The sequence below is a fragment of the Nocardia sp. NPDC056541 genome (genome assembly GCF_042794235.1).
In the GTDB taxonomy this organism is placed as follows: Bacteria; Actinomycetota; Actinomycetes; order Mycobacteriales; family Mycobacteriaceae; genus Nocardia.
Map to the genome: position 1 here is coordinate 335,902 of NZ_JBHTUD010000003.1, position 16,999 is coordinate 352,900.

At 68.1% G+C, this 16,999-nt stretch carries 15 protein-coding genes and 1 tRNA gene; 4 read left to right on the forward strand and 12 right to left on the reverse strand.

The genetic code is table 11. The features are described from left to right. Nucleotides 1-10 precede the first annotated feature (10 nt). The 3 genes from ACFQ9R_RS07055 (at nucleotide 11) to ACFQ9R_RS07065 (ending at nucleotide 1,959) form a co-directional block, all read left to right on the forward strand. Nucleotides 11-673 carry an aminodeoxychorismate/anthranilate synthase component II gene (locus ACFQ9R_RS07055; RefSeq protein WP_378989386.1) on the forward strand — a complete coding sequence of 221 codons (663 nt, stop codon included), beginning with the start codon at nucleotides 11-13 and terminating at the stop codon, nucleotides 671-673. 8 nt (nucleotides 674-681) lie between these two features. Next, nucleotides 682-1,356, forward strand: coding sequence for a RibD family protein (locus ACFQ9R_RS07060; protein ID WP_378989387.1), 675 nt, complete (start codon nucleotides 682-684; stop codon nucleotides 1,354-1,356). A gap of 144 nt (nucleotides 1,357-1,500) precedes the next feature. Continuing rightward, entirely contained in the window at nucleotides 1,501-1,959 is a 459-nt protein-coding gene (locus tag ACFQ9R_RS07065; RefSeq protein ID WP_378989388.1) for a deaminase, read from the forward strand. A gap of 1 nt (nucleotide 1,960) precedes the next feature. Here ACFQ9R_RS07065 and ACFQ9R_RS07070 read toward each other — a convergent pair whose 3' ends face one another. The 8 genes from ACFQ9R_RS07070 to ACFQ9R_RS07105 all read right to left on the reverse strand — a co-directional run bounded on the left by ACFQ9R_RS07070 (nucleotide 1,961) and on the right by ACFQ9R_RS07105 (nucleotide 12,419). Further along, entirely contained in the window at nucleotides 1,961-2,380 is a 420-nt protein-coding gene (locus ACFQ9R_RS07070; RefSeq protein ID WP_378634571.1) for a CBS domain-containing protein, read from the reverse strand. A gap of 100 nt (nucleotides 2,381-2,480) precedes the next feature. Continuing rightward, complete coding sequence (pknB, locus tag ACFQ9R_RS07075; RefSeq protein ID WP_378989389.1) at nucleotides 2,481-4,376, reverse strand: Stk1 family PASTA domain-containing Ser/Thr kinase; 1,896 nt, start codon at nucleotides 4,374-4,376, stop codon at nucleotides 2,481-2,483. Further along, a complete protein-coding gene (locus ACFQ9R_RS07080; RefSeq protein WP_378989390.1) occupies nucleotides 4,373-5,902 on the reverse strand; it encodes a protein kinase in 1,530 nt (509 codons plus the stop codon). Before ACFQ9R_RS07080 ends, pknB begins: the two co-directional genes overlap by 4 nt. Nucleotides 5,903-5,939: 37 nt before the next feature. Then, on the reverse strand, nucleotides 5,940-7,412 hold the full coding sequence (locus tag ACFQ9R_RS07085; RefSeq protein WP_378989391.1) for a peptidoglycan D,D-transpeptidase FtsI family protein: 1,473 nt from the start codon (nucleotides 7,410-7,412) through the stop codon (nucleotides 5,940-5,942). Beyond that, nucleotides 7,409-8,881 (reverse strand): FtsW/RodA/SpoVE family cell cycle protein, encoded by a 1,473-nt coding sequence (locus tag ACFQ9R_RS07090; RefSeq protein ID WP_378634561.1) that lies wholly within the window; start codon nucleotides 8,879-8,881, stop codon nucleotides 7,409-7,411. The genes ACFQ9R_RS07085 and ACFQ9R_RS07090 overlap by 4 nt, the downstream gene beginning before the upstream one ends. After that, entirely contained in the window at nucleotides 8,881-10,332 is a 1,452-nt protein-coding gene (locus ACFQ9R_RS07095; RefSeq protein ID WP_378989392.1) for a PP2C family protein-serine/threonine phosphatase, read from the reverse strand. Before ACFQ9R_RS07095 ends, ACFQ9R_RS07090 begins: the two co-directional genes overlap by 1 nt. Continuing rightward, nucleotides 10,329-10,805 (reverse strand): FHA domain-containing protein, encoded by a 477-nt coding sequence (locus ACFQ9R_RS07100; RefSeq protein ID WP_062992366.1) that lies wholly within the window; start codon nucleotides 10,803-10,805, stop codon nucleotides 10,329-10,331. The genes ACFQ9R_RS07095 and ACFQ9R_RS07100 overlap by 4 nt, the downstream gene beginning before the upstream one ends. Nucleotides 10,806-10,973: 168 nt before the next feature. Next, on the reverse strand, nucleotides 10,974-12,419 hold the full coding sequence (locus ACFQ9R_RS07105) for a DUF3662 and FHA domain-containing protein (RefSeq protein ID WP_378989393.1): 1,446 nt from the start codon (nucleotides 12,417-12,419) through the stop codon (nucleotides 10,974-10,976). A gap of 219 nt (nucleotides 12,420-12,638) precedes the next feature. Here ACFQ9R_RS07105 and ACFQ9R_RS07110 point away from each other — a divergent pair. After that, nucleotides 12,639-12,721, forward strand: a tRNA-Leu gene (locus tag ACFQ9R_RS07110). Between the two features lie 51 nt (nucleotides 12,722-12,772). Here the strand turns inward: ACFQ9R_RS07110 and ACFQ9R_RS07115 are convergent. The 4 genes from ACFQ9R_RS07115 to ACFQ9R_RS07130 all read right to left on the reverse strand — a co-directional run bounded on the left by ACFQ9R_RS07115 (nucleotide 12,773) and on the right by ACFQ9R_RS07130 (nucleotide 16,988). Beyond that, nucleotides 12,773-13,309 (reverse strand): TetR/AcrR family transcriptional regulator, encoded by a 537-nt coding sequence (locus ACFQ9R_RS07115; RefSeq protein WP_378989394.1) that lies wholly within the window; start codon nucleotides 13,307-13,309, stop codon nucleotides 12,773-12,775. Beyond that, nucleotides 13,306-14,145, reverse strand: coding sequence for an alpha/beta hydrolase (locus tag ACFQ9R_RS07120; RefSeq protein WP_378989395.1), 840 nt, complete (start codon nucleotides 14,143-14,145; stop codon nucleotides 13,306-13,308). Before ACFQ9R_RS07120 ends, ACFQ9R_RS07115 begins: the two co-directional genes overlap by 4 nt. Before the next feature lie 43 nt (nucleotides 14,146-14,188). After that, nucleotides 14,189-14,827, reverse strand: coding sequence for a class I SAM-dependent methyltransferase (locus tag ACFQ9R_RS07125; protein ID WP_378989396.1), 639 nt, complete (start codon nucleotides 14,825-14,827; stop codon nucleotides 14,189-14,191). 1,126 nt (nucleotides 14,828-15,953) lie between these two features. Then, nucleotides 15,954-16,988, reverse strand: a complete 1,035-nt coding sequence (locus tag ACFQ9R_RS07130) for a stage II sporulation protein M (RefSeq protein WP_378989397.1) — start codon at nucleotides 16,986-16,988, stop codon at nucleotides 15,954-15,956. Nucleotides 16,989-16,999 lie beyond the last annotated feature (11 nt).

The window sequence follows — 16,999 nt, forward strand, 5'->3', positions numbered from 1 at the left end:
CCCTCGACGCATGCGTGTATTGGTCGTCGACAACTACGACAGCTTCGTGTTCAACCTGGTGCAGTACCTCGGCCAGCTTGGTGCCGACGTCGTGGTCTGGCGCAATGATGACCCCCGCCTCGACGATCTGGACACCCTGCTCACCGTCGGGGACGAGGGTGGAGCGTTCGACGGCGTGCTGGTGAGCCCCGGCCCAGGCAGTCCCGACCGGGCGGGCGCGAGCATCCCGCTCGTGCACGCGGCGGCCCGGCACAACAAGCCACTGCTCGGCGTGTGCCTCGGGCACCAGGCGATCGGCGAGGCATTCGGCGGCACCGTCGACCGGGCGCCCGAATTGCTGCACGGCAAGACCAGTGATGTTTTCCATCTCGGGTCCGGCGTGTTGGCCGGCCTGCCCGACCCGTTCACCGCCACCCGATACCACTCGCTGACGGTTCTCCCGGAAACCATTCCCGAGGAGCTGGTGGTCGTCGGCCACACCGAGAGCGGCATCGTGATGGCGATGCGTCACCGCACGCTGCCCATCCACGGCGTGCAGTTCCACCCCGAGTCCGTGCTCACCCAGGGCGGCCACCGGATGCTCGCCAACTGGCTCGAGGTCTGCGGCGAACGTCCGTCCGAGGCACTCGTCTCCGCGCTCGAGGCGGAGGTCGCCGCGCTGGTCACGCAGTGAGGCCGTGGGTGCGGTTGTCGGTGGCGGCGAGTCTGGACGGCTATATCGACGACGCGAGCGCACAGCGCCTGCTGCTGTCGAACACTGCCGACTTCGATCGGGTCGACCAGATCCGTGCCGAATCCGACGCGATCCTGATCGGAGCGCACACGCTGCGCACCGACAATCCCCGCCTGCTGGTGAACAGCGCCGAGCGCCGGGCCGCTCGGGTGGCGGCGGGCGAACCGGAGTTCCCGGTGAAGGTGACCGTCACCGATTCCGGTGATCTCGATCCGGGGCTGCGCTTCTGGCACACCGGCGGCGACAAACTCGTCTACACCTCCGATGCGGGTGCCGGGAGGCTGGGCGACCGGCTCGACGGACTCGCCGAGGTGGTCAGCCTCGGCGAGCGTCTCGCGCTCCCGGCCCTTGTCGCCGACCTCGGCGCGCGAGGTATCCACAGGCTGATGGTCGAAGGGGGTACCGGCATGCACACCGGCTTCCTCGCGGCCGATCTGGTCGACGAGATCCGGCTGGCGATCGCGCCGATCCTGGTCGGCGATCCGGCGGCGCCGCGCTTCGTCGGACCGGCGCAGTTCCCCGGCGGGGCCGGTCGCAGGTTGCACCTGGCGGGTGTGGAACAACTTGGGGATGTCGCTGTGCTGAACTACCTGGTCAGCCCCGATCCACAGCCCCGCAACTAACTGATACCGCGAACAGAATCACTGCATTGACCTGGGAAAATTCAGCTGTCCACAGTTCACGGACAACTTTGCTCCACACCTGAACATGACCGATTCCACATCACGCGAGAGTTGTGGATAACTCGCCGACCACAGGGAAACGACATGAGCCACGACGACACCGACCACCGGTTCATGCACAGGGCGATAGCGCTCGCCAAGAACTGTCCGCCCAGCGAGACGGCCTATTCGGTCGGCGCCGTGATCGTCGCCGACGGGGTGGAGATCGCGACCGGCTTCTCTCGCGAAACCGACGAGAAGGTGCACGCCGAGGAGTCCGCGCTCAACAAGCTCGACCCCGACGACCCCCGCCTGACCAGGGCCACGATCTACAGCACCCTCGAACCGTGCTCCACCCGCGCCACCGCCACCCGGCTGCCGTGCACCGATCGCATCCTGGCCGCCGGCATCCCCACGGTGGTGATCGCCTGGCGCGAGCCGAGCCTGTTCGTCGCCGCCTGCGAGGGTGTGGACAAACTCCGCACCCATGGCGTGCGTGTGGTGGAGCTCACCGACCTGGCCGCGGAAGCCAAGTCGATGAACACCCACCTCGACCTCAGTTAGCTCAGGGCCGCCCGTAGATGGCGGTCACGAATTCGCCGAGCTGATTGTCATCGAGGTGCCGAGCCAGATCGGCCTCGCTGATCATCCCGACCAGGCGCTTGTTCTCGATCACCGGCATCCGCTTCACGCGGTGCGATTCCATCTGGTCGAGCACGTCTTCCACATCGGCGTCCGCGCTGACCCACCGCGGCGTCGACTCGCAGAGTTCCGCCGCTGTCGTCAGATCAGGTGACAGACCGAGCGCGACGCACTTCACCACGATGTCGCGGTCGGTGATGATGCCGCACATGCGCTCGTCGTCATCGGCGACGACGATCGATCCGACCCCGAGATCGGCCATCGCCGTCGCCGCGGTCGTCACGGTGTCACCACGGGTGATCCACTGCGCACCGGGCTTCATGATGTCCCTGGCTGTCGTCATAGGGGGCTACCTCCTCGTCAGCAACGCTGGATGGGATGAAAGCAGCCTCATTCTGCGCCCGCGCGGACGCGGCGGGCGTGTTCGCCATCCAATCGAGACCTCATCGCGGAATCGGCGACGCTCCCACGTGCAGCACCACATTGCCGTTGATCGTCACTGCCGAACCGGCCGCCGGATTCTGCCCGACGACCTTGCCCGAGGCATTGCCGTCGAGCGTGATCACCGTGGTCTGGCTGAGCTGACCGGTCCACCCGAGCCCGCGCAACGTCTCCTGCGCCTGCACCGGCGTGAGCCCGGTCAGATCGGGGACGGTGATCCGGTCACCGGCGGAGACCTGGACCGTGATGGTCGAGCCCTTCTCCGCGTTGCTGCCGCCGGCCGGGTTGGTGGCGAGCACCTGGCCCTTGGGCAGCGAGGACTTCACTTCCTGGATCTCGACCTTGAAACCGGCGGAGGCGACCAGGTTCGGCTGAGCGATGGAGATGTCCTGGCCCACCACGGTCGGCACACGCACCTCTTCCGGCCCGCCGCCGATGGTGACGACGATCGGCCGGTCGATGTCCACCCGCACACCCGCGCTCGGGTCCTGGGCGATCACCTTGTCGGTCTCGGCGGTGCTCGACGGTTTGCGCACCACATTCGGATCCAGTTGCAGACCGAGCGAATTCAGCTTCTGCTCGGCATCGGCCTGACTCATCCCGATCAGCCGCGGCAACTGCACCTGCGTGGGCCCGGTCGAGACCTGCAACGTCACCGTGCTGCCCTTGTCGATGCGTGAACCGCCGAGTGGCTGGGTCGCGATCACATTGCCCGGCGCCACCTTGCCGTCCGGCTTCTCCAGCCTGGCCACGTGGAAACCGGCCTGCTGGAGGTCGTCCTGTGCCTGCTGTGCGGGCTTGCCCGACAGATCGGGGACGGCAACTTGATCGGCCCGGCTACCTGGACCGACCAGCACCCAGAACAGGCCGAACGCCACAGCGAGCGCGGCCGCGACACCGAGCGCGATCAGCCCGGTGCGGTTACGTTCCTCGCCGTCGGGCCCGACCACGGGATGCTCGGAGGTGTCGTCGCGGCGGTCGTGGAAACTCCGCGGGCCCGGTTCGTCGTCGTAATCGGTGCGGTCTTCCTCGTTCATCACCATCGGCGCGCTGGGCTTCTGCCCGCCGAGCACCCGGATCAGGTCGGCGCGCATCTCCGCTGCCGTCTGGTAGCGGTTGGCCGGGTTCTTGGCCATCGCCTTGAGGATCACCGAATCGAGCTCACGCGGCACGCCGGGATTGACCGACGACGGTAGCGGCGGATCCTCCTTCACATGCTGGTAGGCCACCGCGACCGGCGAATCACCGGTGAACGGCGGCTGCCCGGTGAGGATCTCGAAGAGCACGCAGCCCACCGAGTACACGTCCGAGCGCGCGTCGACGGTCTCGCCGCGCGCCTGCTCGGGCGAGAGGTACTGGGCGGTGCCGATCACCGCGGCGGTCTGGGTCATCGGGTTGGCGCTGTCGGCGATCGCGCGCGCGATGCCGAAGTCCATCACCTTCACCGCACCGGCGCGGTTGATCATGATGTTGGCCGGCTTCATATCGCGGTGCACGATCCCGGCTTTATGGCTGAAGTCGAGCGCGGCGCACACGTCGGCCACGACTTCCATCGCCTTGCGCGGCGCGAGCGGTCCCTTGCCGCGCACGATGTCGCGCAGGGTGTCGCCCTCGACGTATTCCATGACGATGTAGGGCAGCGGCCCGCCGTCGACGGTGGCTTCGCCGGTGTCGTACACGGCCACGATGGCCGGGTGGTTCAGCGCGGCCGCGTTCTGGGCTTCGCGCTTGAACCGCAGGTAGAACGTAGGATCGCGGGCCAGATCGGCCCGCAGCACCTTGATCGCCACGTCACGCGACAGCCGCACGTCGCGGGCGCGGTGCACCTCCGACATGCCGCCGAACCCGATGATCTCGCCCAGCTCGTACCGCGAGGAGAGGTTCTTCGGGGTCGTCATGGTTGTCCTATGGTCGGGCCTACCGCCGTGTCGCCATCGGGGAACGGCAGGTCGAAGGTGGGCAGCCGGGGACGACCGACGGTGGTGGTGCCCGCGGCCGGCGCCGTGGTGGTCGGCTCCGGTTTGGTCGGCTTCGGTGTGGTCGTCGGCTTGGTCTTGGTCGTGGTGGTCGGCGGCACCGTCGTGGTGGTCGGCGGCTCGGTGGTCGTCGTCGGCGGCTCGGTGGTCGTCGTCGGACGTTGCGTGGTGGTCGGCGGTTCCTCGGTGGTCACCGGCGGCGGCGGGACCGGCCGGGTGGTGGTCACCGGCGGCGGCAGCGGTTTGGTGGTCTGCACGGTGGTGGTCGTGGTCCCCGAATCCCGGTTCGGTTCACCGCCGAACAGCAGCCACAGCACACCACCGCCGAGCAGCAGCGCGCCGACACCGAGCGCGATCAGCCACTTCTGGTTGTTCTTGGCGTTGCTCGCGGGTACCGGCGCGGGCGCGGAAGCCTGGGTGGCCGGACCGCCGTAACCGCCGGTGGGCGGACCGACCGGACCGCCGGGCTGATGGCCGAAGCGCATGGTCGCGCCGTCGTAGTCCGCCGCGGCCGCGGCTGCCGCGGCGGCGGGGAGCACCACGGTCGGGCCGGGCGGAAGTACCCGGGTGGCCCCGGTCATCGACGGACCGGTGGCGCCACCGGGGAGCGGCGGCATGTGCCCGGCACGCACCGCGGCCACGGCATCAGCGAACTCGCCGCCGCTGCGGTAGCGCTGCAGCGGGTCCTTGGCCATGGTGATGGCGATCAGTTCGTGCACGTTCGCGGGCAGGTCGTCGGGCATCGGCGGCGGTGCGTCGCGTACGTGCTTCATCGCGACGGTGATCGCGCCCTCCCCGGTGAACGGGCGGACGCCGGCCAGTGCTTCGTAGCCGACGATGCCGAGGGAGTAGACGTCCGACGCCGCGGTGGCGTCCTCGCCGACGGCCTGTTCGGGCGCGATGTACTGGGCGGTGCCCATCACCATGCCGGTCTTGGTCACCGGTGAGGCGTCGACCGCCTTGGCGATGCCGAAGTCGGTGATCTTCACCTGTCCGGTCGGCGTCACCAGGATGTTGCCCGGCTTCACGTCACGGTGCACCACCCCGGCCGCGTGGGCGACCTCGAGCGCGCGTCCGGTCTGCTCGAGCATGTCGAGACCCTGGACGACCGAGAGCCTGCCCATCCGGTTGAGCACCGCGTTGAGCGGTTCGCCCTGCACGAGCTCCATCACCAGGTAGGCGGTCTCGCCGCCCGACGGGTCGGTGGTCTCGCCGTAGTCGTAGATGCCCGCGATCCCGGGCGCGTTGAGCTGCGCGGTGGTTCGCGCCTCGACGCGGAACCGCGCACGGAAGGTCGGGTCGGCGGAGAACTCGGTCTTGAGGACCTTGACCGCCACCCGGCGGTCGAGCCGGGTGTCCATCGCCTCCCACACCTGACCCATACCGCCGGTGGCGATGAGCCGCTGCAGGCGGTAGCGGTCGGCGATCATGGCGCCGTTGTTCAGCATCGGGGCCCCCGTGTTGTCACTCGCACACTCATTTCGTTCAGCCCCCTGCCAGGCCCGCGTCCAGTACCGACCTGGCGATCGGCGCGGCTACCGAACCTCCGGTGGCCGCCAGGGCCCGATCGCCGCCGTTCTCGACGATCACCGCGATGGCGATCTTCGGGTTCTGCGCGGGCGCGAAGGCCATATACCAGGCGTGTGGCGGGGTGTTACGGGGATTACTGCCGTGTTCGGCGGTTCCGGTCTTGGACGCGATCTGGTACGGCGACCGTCCGCCGCCCGCGGTATTGGCTTCCGAGGCGACCATCAGATCCGTCAGGGTCGACGCTACCTGGGGGCTCACCGCCTGCCCGACGCTGACCGGCTTGGTCTTGCTGAGCTCCGACAGATCGGGCGCTTGGGTCTGATCGACCAGATACGGCTGCATCCTGGTGCCGCCGTTGGCGATGGTCGCGGCGATCACCGCGACATTGAGCGGCGTCACCGACACATCGCGCTGGCCGATGCTCGACTGGCCGAGCGCGGCGTTGTCCGGGATCGGGCCGACGGTCGATTCGGCGACCGGGATCGGCACACCGGGCGGATCCTCGACTCCGATGCCGAACGCGGCGGCCTCGTCCTTGAGCTTCGCCGCGCCGACCTTCACGCCGAGTTCGACGAACGCGGTGTTGCACGAACGCCGGAACGCGTCGTACAGGCTGGCCGTCGGCTGGTCGCCGCAGGTGCTGCCGTTGTAGTTCTCCAGCGTGGTGCTGGTTCCGGGCAGGGTGATGTTGGGCGCGGCTGTGAACTGGTCGTTCGGACCGGCGACGCCGTTGGACAGTGCGGCCGCGGTGACGACGGTCTTGAACGTCGACCCCGGCGGATAGGTCTGCGAGACGGCGCGATTGAGCATCGGCTGACTCGGATCGGTGCTCAGTCGTTCCCAGGCGGCGCGACCCGCCGCGCCGTCGTGGCCCGACAGCTCGTTGGGGTCGTAGCTGGGCGTGGAGACCATGGTCAAGATCTTGCCGGTGCTCGGCTCGATCGCCACGACGGCGCCGGTGTAGCCCTTCGACGTCATCTGTTCGTAGGCGACCTGCTGCATCATCGGATTCAGCGTGGTGAGCACATTCGCGCCGCGCGGATCGCGTCCGGAGAACATGTCGATGAGCCGGCGGCCGAACAGGCTCGAATCGTTGCCGGAGAGCAGCGGATCCGCGGCCAGCTCGAGCCCGGTCTTGCCGTACTGCATCGAGTAGAAACCGGTGACCGGCGCGTACGCCGACGGGTCGGAGGGGTATTCGCGCAGGTACTTGTACCGGTCGTCGGTCGCGACGGAGCCGGCGAGCACCGTGCCGCCCGCGGAGATCTGACCGCGCTGGCGTGAGTACTCGTCGAGCAGCACCCGCGAGTTGCGCGGATCGCTGCGCAGGTCGTCAGCCTTGACCACCTGCAGGTAGGTCGCGTTCACGAGCAACGCCACCACCATCACCATCACGGCGACGGCGACGCGACGCAGAGGTGTGTTCATTCGCTCACCCTGCTTTCCGGCCTGCGGACCAGTTCGGTGGCCGCGTCCGCGATCGGGGCGGGCGCGCGCTTACGGGCCGGTGCCGGTGCGCGGGCCGCATCGGAGATCTTGATCAACAGCCCGAGCAGCGCGTAGTTCGCCAGCAGCGACGAACCACCATAGGAGATGAATGGCGTGGTCAGACCGGTGAGTGGAATCAGTTTGGTGACACCGCCGACGACCACGAAGATCTGGATCGCGATGGTGAACGACAGGCCCGCCGCGAGCAACTTGCCGAAGCTGTCCCGCACGGCCAGCGCGGTGCGCAACCCGCGGACGATGAAGATCAGGAACAGCATCAGCACCGCGGTGAGCCCGATCAGGCCGAGTTCCTCGCCGATGGTGGTGACGATGAAGTCGGTCTTGGCGAAGGGCACCTGCTGGGGCCGTCCGCTGCCGAGGCCGGTGCCTGCGAGTCCGCCGGTGGCGAAGCCGAACATCGACTGCGAGATCTGGTACCCGGTGTTGTGGTAGTCGTCGAACGGGTGCAGCCAGGTGTCCACGCGCACGCGCACGTGCCCGAACAGTTCGTAGGCGAACACGAATCCGAGCGCGAGCAGGCCGCCACCGATGATCAGCCAGCCCACCCGTTCGGTGGCGATGTAGATCATCACCAGCACCGTGCCGAAGATGAGCAGCGAAGTACCGAGGTCTTTTTCGAGCACGAGCACGCCGATGCAGACGATCCACACGATCAGGATCGGGCCCATATCGCGCGGTCGCGGCCATTCCATGCCGAGGAAGTGCTTGCCCGCCGCGGTGAACAGGTCACGCTTGGCCACCAGCACGCCCGCGAAGAAGATGATCAGCAGGATCTTCGCGAATTCGCCCGGCTGCATGCTGAATCCGGGCAGCCGGATCCAGATCTTGGCGCCGTTGACTTCGGAGAACCGGCTCGGCAACAGTGCCGGAATCGCCAGCGCGACCAGCCCTACCAGGCCTAGTGTGTAGGTGTAGCGCGCCAGCGTGCGGTAGTCCCGCAAGACGATGAGCAGGCTGATGAACACCACGATGCCGAGGCCGGTCCACATGATCTGCTGGTTGGCGTCGGGGGAGGGGACCGATGTCGCGTCGTACGCCGCCTTCTGCGCCTCGGCGAGATCGAGCCGGTGGATCAGCACCAGTCCCAATCCGTTGAGCAGCGCCACAATCGGTAGTAGGAGCGGGTCCGCGAACGGCGCGAACCGGCGCACCGCGAGATGCGCGATCCCGAACAGCGCGAGGAAAGCCACCCCGTACTTGGCGATGTCGGTGGTGATCGACTGTTCCTGGCTCGCCTCGACGATGAACAACGACACCGTGGTGATGCCCGCCGCGCCCGCCAGCAGCAGCAACTCCTGGTTGCGTCGCGTCGACGGCGGCGGCGCCGGCGCGAATCCACCAGGGGGACTGGGGAACGCCCCAGCCGACGGCGGTGGCGGTGCGGACATCAGTCCGTCACCCGGCAGTTCTCCCCTGAGATCTGCGGGGTTGTCGGGGGGACTGTGGTGGTGGTCGGGGCAGGCGTGGTCGTGGTCGGTGTCGCGGGCTGGTCGGGGCCGGGAGTCGGTGCGCCGCCGGGGATCACCGGGGTCTGCTCGGGCGGCAGCACGCCGGGCTGCGGTACCGATTCCTTCTTCGGGCACGGCGGCAGGAGCTCGTTCTGCGCCAGCACCTTCATGCTGCCGCGCGCCTTGTCCAGCGAATCCGGCGGCAGGCCCTTCTGCACCTGGTCGCGCCCGGTCTGCTTCAGGTCACTGACCAGCAGCGGCTTGCACCCACTCGGCGCGGACTTGCCGACCTCGACGAGCGTGAGCTCGCTCTTGCTGTTCACACAGCCCGTCAGCTCCACATCGTGGATCGAGTAGCCGAGGATCGAACCGGGCAGGCCGCGCATCACGACCACCTTGTCGTTGTCGGCGCCCACGTAGTAGTTGCTGCGAATCATCTTGTAGCCCACCACGAGTCCGACGGCGACCGCGGCGATCAACGCCAGCGACAGCAGCAGCCAGCGCAGCTTGTGCGACTTCGTCTCCGGCGGCGGTGGTGCGGCGGCTGCCCGGCGCGGTTGCGCCCGCGGCGGACGCATCGCGGCGGCACGCCCTGCCGCGGTGTTCGGCGGCGGGGAGTCTTCCTCCTCCTCGGTGGAGGCGGCGCCCGCGAGAATCGGGTGGCTCTGGCCGTAGTCGAGGTCGATCACATCGGCGACGACAACGGTCACATTGTCGGGCCCACCACTGCGCAGCGCCAATTCGATGAGCCGGTCGGCGCACTCGTCGGTGTTGCCCTCGCGCATGGTGTTGCCGATGGTCTCGTCACTCACCACGTCCGAAAGTCCGTCGGAGCACAGCAGATAACGATCACCGGCGCGGGCTTCGCGCATGATCAGCGTCGGCTCGATCTCGTTGCCGGTGAGGGCACGCATGATCAGCGAACGCTGGGGATGGGTGTGCGCCTGTTCGGCGGTGATCCGGCCCTCGTCGACGAGCGACTGCACGAACGTGTCGTCGCGGGTGATCTGGGCGAGTTCGCTGTCGCGCAGCAGGTAGGCACGCGAGTCGCCGATGTGGACCAGGCCGAGTTTGCGGCCCGCGAACAGGATGGCGGTGAGCGTGGTGCCCATGCCGTCGAGTTCGGGTTCGGCCTCGACGTGGTCGGCGATGGCGGCGTTGCCGGAATGCGTGGCGTGGTCGAGCTTGCCGAGGATGTCGTCGCCGGGCTCGTCGTCGTCGAGATGCGCCAGCGCGGCGATCATCAACTGGGAGGCCACTTCTCCGGCGGCGTGCCCACCCATGCCGTCGGCCAGCGCTAGCAGGCGTGCGCCCGCGTAGACCGAATCTTCGTTGTTGCCCCGGACGAGTCCGCGGTCGCTTCGCGCGGTGTAGCGCAGAACAAGTGTCACGATCGCAGCTCGATCACTGTTTTGCCGACTCGCACAGGAGTGCCGAGCGGAACACGGACGGCGGTGGTGACTTTCGCGCGGTCTAGATATGTGCCGTTGGTGGAACCGAGGTCTTCCACGTACCAGTCGTCACCACGCTGAGACAGTCGCGCGTGCCTGGTCGAGGCGTAGTCGTCGGTGAGTACCAGCGTGGAATCGTCGGCGCGTCCGATGAGGACCGGTTGCGTGCCGAGGGTGATTCGAGTGCCGGCGAGTGAACCATGAGTCACCACTAGATACTTGGCGCCCTTCTGGCTTCGGCTGAAGGAGGGCAGACCGATGGATCCGCGATTTCCGCGGGTTGCCCTCGGCTGTATCCGTATGCCGGATGCCGCGTAGATATCGCTGCGCAAGGTCCGCAGAACGGCCCAGACGAACAACCAGAGCAGCAGCAGGAACCCCGCGCGGGTCAATTGCAGGATCAATCCCTGCACGGCGTTCCACCTCCTGTTCGCCCGGGTACGTCGGTACGGCAGGTGCGGGGCGAACCACCCCCACCAGCGTGCTGGCTTGCGGGCCCCGAGGTCGGGACCGTGCGTGTAATGGCAGCATCATAGAGCCGACAGCGTCGACTCGTGACGTGCACCGCGCAGCTTACGGGATCAGACGATCCGGATCAGGATCTCGGAATGTCCGGCCCTGATGACGTCGCCATCGGCGAGCTGCCAATCCTGCACGGGGGAACCGTTGACGAGCGTTCCGTTGGTGGAACCCAGGTCGGAGAGCATGGCCGTCTGGCCGTCCCAGCGCACCTCGATATGGCGACGCGACACCCCCGTGTCGGGTAGCCGGAAGTGGGCGTCCTGGCCGCGGCCGATGATGTTGGAACCCTCGCGCAGCGCGTAGGTGCGGCCGCTGCCGTCGTCGAGCTGGAGCGTGGCCGAGTAGCTCGACTGGGCGGCGCCGTAGCCCGCGCCCTGCTGCTGGCCGTAGCCCTGCTGGCCGTAACCGGCGGCGGGCTGGGCGTAGCCGCCCTGCTCCTCCTGGCCGTAGGCGGGCTCGGCGTAACCGGGCTGCGCGCCGTATCCCTGCTGGCCGTAGCCCTGCTGCTGGGGTTCGGCGTAGCCCTGCTGGCCGTAGCCGCCCTGCTGGTCGTAGCCCGGGTCGGCGTAGCCCTGCTGGCCGTACCCACCCTGCTGGCCGTAGCCCTGCTGCTGGGGTTCGGCGTAGCCCTGCTGGCCGTAGCCGCCCTGCTGGTCGTAGCCCGGGTCGGCGTAACCGGCCTGGCCGCCTTGCGCGCCGTAGCCGCCCTGCTGGCTGTAGGCCTGCTGGCCGTAGCCGCCCTGCTGGCCGTAGCCGCCCTGCTGGTCGTAGCCGGGCTCGCCGTACGCGGGCGCGGCGCCGTAGCCACCCTGCTGGCCGTAGCCCTGCTGGGCGGGCGCGGCGGGGTCGTAGCCGTTCTGGTATTCGCCGCCCTGCTGGCCGTATGCGTCGCCGTATCCGGGCTGCGCCTCGGGCGCGCCGTAGCCGCCACCGCGGCCGTAATCGTCGGCCGGGTAGGAAGCCCCTGGTGCGCCGGCGGGCGGCGGTGCGTACCCGCGGCTGCGTGGATCGGACTCCGCGGGCTCTCGGCCGGGCTCGTAGCCTGAGTTATGCGTCATGGGGCCAGCTCCTGGTTGCGGGTGTGCGGGTCGTTGTGGCGGTCCGGGGCGAGGTGGGGCCGTCCCACGACCGGCGTCGGGGTCGACGCGGCCGCTCGCTCTGAACATTCCGGTGTGCAGCGTAGGTGATGCCTCGAACGCCACGTGTACTTCGCCGTAGGTCTGCCAGCCCTGCTCGCGGATGTAATCCTGCAGATGTTTGGCGAACGCTTTGGTTGTCAGGTCGTGATCGGCGTCGAGCTTGCCGTGATCGGTCTCGTTGATCGTGATCACGTAACTGTTCGGCGCGAGACGGTGCCCGCCTTCCAGATCCTGGATCTGATCTGCGGCTTCCTGCTGCAGCGCGGCCTCCACTTCCTGGGGAACCACACTGCCGCCGAACACCCTCGCGAACACGTCACCGACAGCGCCCTGTAAGCGACGTTCGAATCTCGACACGATGCCCATCACAGCCCTCCCTTCGGTGCGCGTGTCCGCCCTCCTCGACACGCTGGTTACGGCGTGTCCGGACCCGACCACGTTCCTTGCATGATATCCACGATCCTCTACCTGGGTAACTCCCGGCGGCGTGACCCAGTTCCCGCGCCCTTTCAATCGGCATCGCCGCAGGTCAGGGAATCGATTTTATTTTCGGCCGCGGGGCATGTTAGATTTTTCCAGTCGCTCGGGCGAGTGGCGGAATGGCAGACGCGCTGGCTTCAGGTGCCAGTGTCCGTAAGGACGTGGGGGTTCAAGTCCCCCTTCGCCCACAAGACTAAAGGCTCGATCCATCTGGATCGGGCCTTCGGTCGTTTCCGGGGTCAGTGACGGGCGATGCGAAACAGGGCCGCCCGCAGATCCGGCCGGGGCGACTGTGCGTCCAGCTCGAGTAGGGCCGTTTCGGCTATCGCGGCTACCAACAGGACGGCGACGGGCGCGGCGTCGGACCAGCCCATCGCCGTGAGGTTCGTGGCGAGCAGGCCGGCGGCGGCGGAATTGCGGGCGCTCACCTCGGTGGCCAGACCCGCGTCGGTTCTGGCCTGTACTAATAGGCCCTTCGTCGCGGGGGCGGCCAGACAGCCGTCGAGGTAGGCGGCGATCCCGGCCGCGAGGCGTGCTTCGCCGGGTGGGAGGTCGGCGGTCGCCGCGCTGACCTGGTCGTCGAGATCGTCGTGGAAGGCGCGGTGCAGGGCGAGTATGTAGGACTCGCGGCTCGGCCAGTGCTGGTAGAAGCTGCCCTTGGCCATGTTGGCCTCGGCCGCGATCGCGTTGACCGAGAGCTTGCTCAGATTCTCGGTGGCCAGTAGCTGCCTGCCCGCGTTCAGGAGGGCGCGGCGCCCGGGTTCGGCGGATCTCATTGCGGCATTTCAGCACGGGCGGTGAGGAACTCGCCCACGGCGTCGAGGAACAACCGGGGCGCCTGAGCGAACGGTTCGTGCCGCGTGGGCAGTACGGCGACCGGCGCGCCGGGCAGGGCGCGGGTGATGCCGCGCCGGTTCATCAGCCAGGGATTGGTGGGGTCGTCGCGGCCCCAGACGACCTGGACGGGTAGCCCGGGCAGCAGTGGGGCCGCGGCGGGCAGGTCGACGCGCGGGTCGTCCAGGCTCCGCCAGAGGCTGCGATATACGGCGAGCCGGATCGGATCGCCGGATACCTCGCGTGCCCGCTCGAAGAGGGGGCGAACACCCTCGTTGCGCAGCGAGCCCAGGTAGAGCCGCGCGTGCGGGACGACGAACCGCCGGGCTACCGACGGGCGCGCGATCAGCCCGAACATGGCTCTGGTCAACGGATTCAGCGGTGCGAACCCGGCCGACTGCACCAGGACCAGCCCGCGCACCAGGTCCGGTGCGCGCTCGGCCAACCGCACTGCGGCGTATCCGCCGACGCTGTTGCCGATCACGGTGAGGGAACCGAAACCGATCTGCGCCAGCGATGTCGACACCCGCACGGCGATGTCGCCGAGCGCGTCGACGGTGACGGCGTTCGGGTCGGTGACCGTGGACGCGCCGTAGCCCGGCCAGTCGACCGCGGCGACGGCCCATGTCTTGCCCAGCGTCGGCACGATCTGATCGAAGTCGCGATGGTCACCTGGATTCGCGTGCAGCAGAAGCAGTCCCGGTGCGTCGTCGGGCGAGCATCCGCTCAGGTGTACCGCGATCTCGCCGTACCGCGTGGTGACGGTGAACGGTGTCATGGACCGACGGTAGCCATGACCGACCGGTCGGTCAAGGCTTGGGTCAGGCCTTGCGGGCGATCAGCAGGTGGTGGGGGATGGGCGGATTCGGCAAGGTGCGCTGCTCCACCGTCAGTCCCGCGGAACTCAGCGCCGCCACCACATCGGCGACCGGGCGCAAGGTGAATCCATAAGGGGTGAAGGGCATTCTGGCCATGGCGTCGGGATCTCCGATGCCGATCACCGCGACGCCGCCCCGGCGCAGGACGCGGGCGAGTTCGGTGCAGGCGGCCGGGAGATCGGCGAGGAAGTAGATGGTGTTGACGGTGATCGCCGCGTGCAGGCTCGCGTCGGGCAGTGGGAGCGCGGTGAGTGTGCCATCGGCGAGGAGGAGGCGGCCCTCCGCGACCTCCACCGCGAAACGACCACGGGCACGGGCGAGCATGTCGGGGGAGGGCTCGATGCCGTGCACCGCGCCCTCGGCACCGACGCGCGCCAGCAGCAACTCCAGTCCCACCCCGCCGCCGAAGCCGATATCGGCGACCGTCGCTCCGGTGGGCGGCGCCGCGGCATCGACCGCTGCCGCGATGGCCCGCTTGTTCCCGCGATTGAGGACAAACGCCACGCCCTTACCGAGCACACCGTGCGGATTGCCGAGCTGTCCGGCGATTGTCGTGAGCAGGCGATCTTTGACCCCGGTCATTTCGCCATCGTAGGCGGCGTTTTCGCGCCGCCGTCGGCCGTCGGCCGAGGGCGGCTTGCTCGGCGCGGTGGTACGCCTCTCTCGGCAACGGGGGTCGGCTGGTCGTCGACGGCGGCATCCGCACCCGGCGGCGCATCGGGGCCGACGCGACAACCCCCCTCGACGGATTCGACTCTGCCGTTGTCGACCCCTCGACCGGCGCCGTACGCCCCTCGACTCCGCTGCCGGGCACGGTCGCCGGGGACCCGCTACAGCGAGCCGCGCTCATCACCAGGGGCGGCGGCTCCGGCAGGCAACGTCACCGAGGTCGTTCGAATCGGCTGAGCCCCTCTCGCGCGTTGAACCCGACCTCGCGTCTGTTTCGGCGGCCCGATGACCACCGTGGCCTGCCGGTATCGCTGCTGCCCCTGCCGAGGCGCACATGCCCGCTCGCGCCGTCGGATACTCCTGATCCTCGCAGGTGAGGCGAAGGTCACACTGCCTGTGCAACCTTGTATTCCGGATGTTCTTCTGCCGATTTCTGTCCGTTCGGCGGACCGTTCGCAACCAGTCGTTCGTCCAGTTTGAGGCGATGAATTCGGTGTTTCACTGTGATTGCTGGGCGCGCATCTCGTTTGCAACGTAGTTAACAAACCTGAGGTTTCTTTTAACGTTTCAAGTAGGCGGCAACCGTAATTCCGTTGCCGAAACCCCAGGTGACAGCTATGTCTTGGCCTCAGTGTGATCCGAAGCAACCTTGCCCGACATTCGCGAGCGGGACCCGTCGAGGGTGCGTGATTCGTTATCGAAGGTTTGCTCGGGGTGAATTCTCGGTGCCGCCGACTGCTCGGTGAGGGGCGCGCCAGAAGTTTGCTAGAGGTGTGAAAATCGGTGCGTCCACAGGGCTTTGCAGGTTCACAATTCCTACCCCGGACCTGCGCGTTGGGGGTTGCGTGGGCATAACGATTGTGTACAGTTGACGGTAACGCTGGCCGCAGTTCGAGCCCGACTCACTGCGGCCAGCGGAACTCAAATGGGGGAGTTCGTCACCGTCTCTTAACCTTCTGTAGCTGCCGATTGTCCGGTGCTGTCCCGACGCGGTGTGCTCGGAGTTGTCGGCCTCACAAATGCACGCACAGTTGCGAACTCACGCCCGGTCAACGGCCTTCGCCGGCGTCATCAGCCACCGATCGGCCGGATCCGCCGCCGCGACCGGCACCGCCGCCGCGGCATCCTGTTCCTCGGCCACCCGCCTGCCGATCCCGAACACGTAGTAGAGGAACAGCGCCTCGGCCGCGAACCCCAGTGCGATCCGTACGGGCGCAGGCAGCGGACTCGGCGTCACGAAACCCTCGAGCAGGCCGCATACCAGCAGCACGCACACCAGCCCGAGGGCCACGGTCGCGGTCGCACGCCCCTGCCTGGCCATCGCCGCCGCCCTGCTGCGCCGACCCGGGTCGACCAGCGTCCACCCGAGCTTCAACCCCACCCCGCCCGCGACGAACAGCGCGGTGAGCTCCAGCGTGCCGTGCGGCAGGATGAAGCCGAAGAACGAATCCAGTCGCCCCGCCTCGGCCATCAATCCACCGGTTATCCCCAGATTCAGCGCATTCATGAACAGTGCGTACACAGCCGGGAGGATCAGGACACCGGTGAACAACGCGATCGCCGATACCAGCGAATTGTGTGTCCACACCTTCGCGGCGAAGGCCTCGTTGGGGTGGGCGGAGTAGTACGACTCGAACGAACCCCCAGGTCCGGTGACATCCGACAGGTCGCCCTCCGGTATCCCCAGCGCATCGCGGGCCGCCGCCGAACGATCCACAAGCACGCCGATCACGCCCGCGACGCCGAGGAAGATCGCAGTTGTCCCCAACCACCACGGCCAAGCTCTGTACACAGCCGCGGGAAAGTGCCGGGTGAAGAACCGGCCGACTTCGCGCCACGGCTGCGACCGCGCCGCCAGCACCCGCCCACGGGCCCGCGCCAGCAGCGCGCTCAGCCGGCCGACGAGCTCCGGATCCGGGTGGTGCCCCTGCAATCTCGCCAGCTGCTGCGACGTGGACCGGTACAACCGGACCAGCTCGTCGGCCTCCGCGCCGGACAGCTTGCGCTGGCGGACCAGCTGATCGAGCCGATACCACGACCGTTGACGTGCCCAGCTGTAGGCATCGGTGTCCATATCGGGAATGC

Bases quoted from the DNA above. Each gene is read 5' to 3' on its own strand.
- ACFQ9R_RS07130 (WP_378989397.1), bottom strand. From the start codon at position 16,988: ATGGACACCGATGCCTACAGCTGGGCACGTCAACGGTCGTGGTATCGG.
- ACFQ9R_RS07055 (WP_378989386.1), top strand. From the start codon at position 11: ATGCGTGTATTGGTCGTCGACAACTACGACAGCTTCGTGTTCAACCTG.
- ACFQ9R_RS07080 (WP_378989390.1), bottom strand. From the start codon at position 5,902: ATGCTGAACAACGGCGCCATGATCGCCGACCGCTACCGCCTGCAGCGG.
- ACFQ9R_RS07105 (WP_378989393.1), bottom strand. From the start codon at position 12,419: ATGGGCATCGTGTCGAGATTCGAACGTCGCTTACAGGGCGCTGTCGGT.
- ACFQ9R_RS07085 (WP_378989391.1), bottom strand. From the start codon at position 7,412: ATGAACACACCTCTGCGTCGCGTCGCCGTCGCCGTGATGGTGATGGTG.
- ACFQ9R_RS07115 (WP_378989394.1), bottom strand. From the start codon at position 13,309: ATGAGATCCGCCGAACCCGGGCGCCGCGCCCTCCTGAACGCGGGCAGG.
- ACFQ9R_RS07125 (WP_378989396.1), bottom strand. From the start codon at position 14,827: ATGACCGGGGTCAAAGATCGCCTGCTCACGACAATCGCCGGACAGCTC.
- pknB (WP_378989389.1), bottom strand. From the start codon at position 4,376: ATGACGACCCCGAAGAACCTCTCCTCGCGGTACGAGCTGGGCGAGATC.
- ACFQ9R_RS07065 (WP_378989388.1), top strand. From the start codon at position 1,501: ATGAGCCACGACGACACCGACCACCGGTTCATGCACAGGGCGATAGCG.
- ACFQ9R_RS07090 (WP_378634561.1), bottom strand. From the start codon at position 8,881: ATGTCCGCACCGCCACCGCCGTCGGCTGGGGCGTTCCCCAGTCCCCCT.
- ACFQ9R_RS07120 (WP_378989395.1), bottom strand. From the start codon at position 14,145: ATGACACCGTTCACCGTCACCACGCGGTACGGCGAGATCGCGGTACAC.
- ACFQ9R_RS07070 (WP_378634571.1), bottom strand. From the start codon at position 2,380: ATGACGACAGCCAGGGACATCATGAAGCCCGGTGCGCAGTGGATCACC.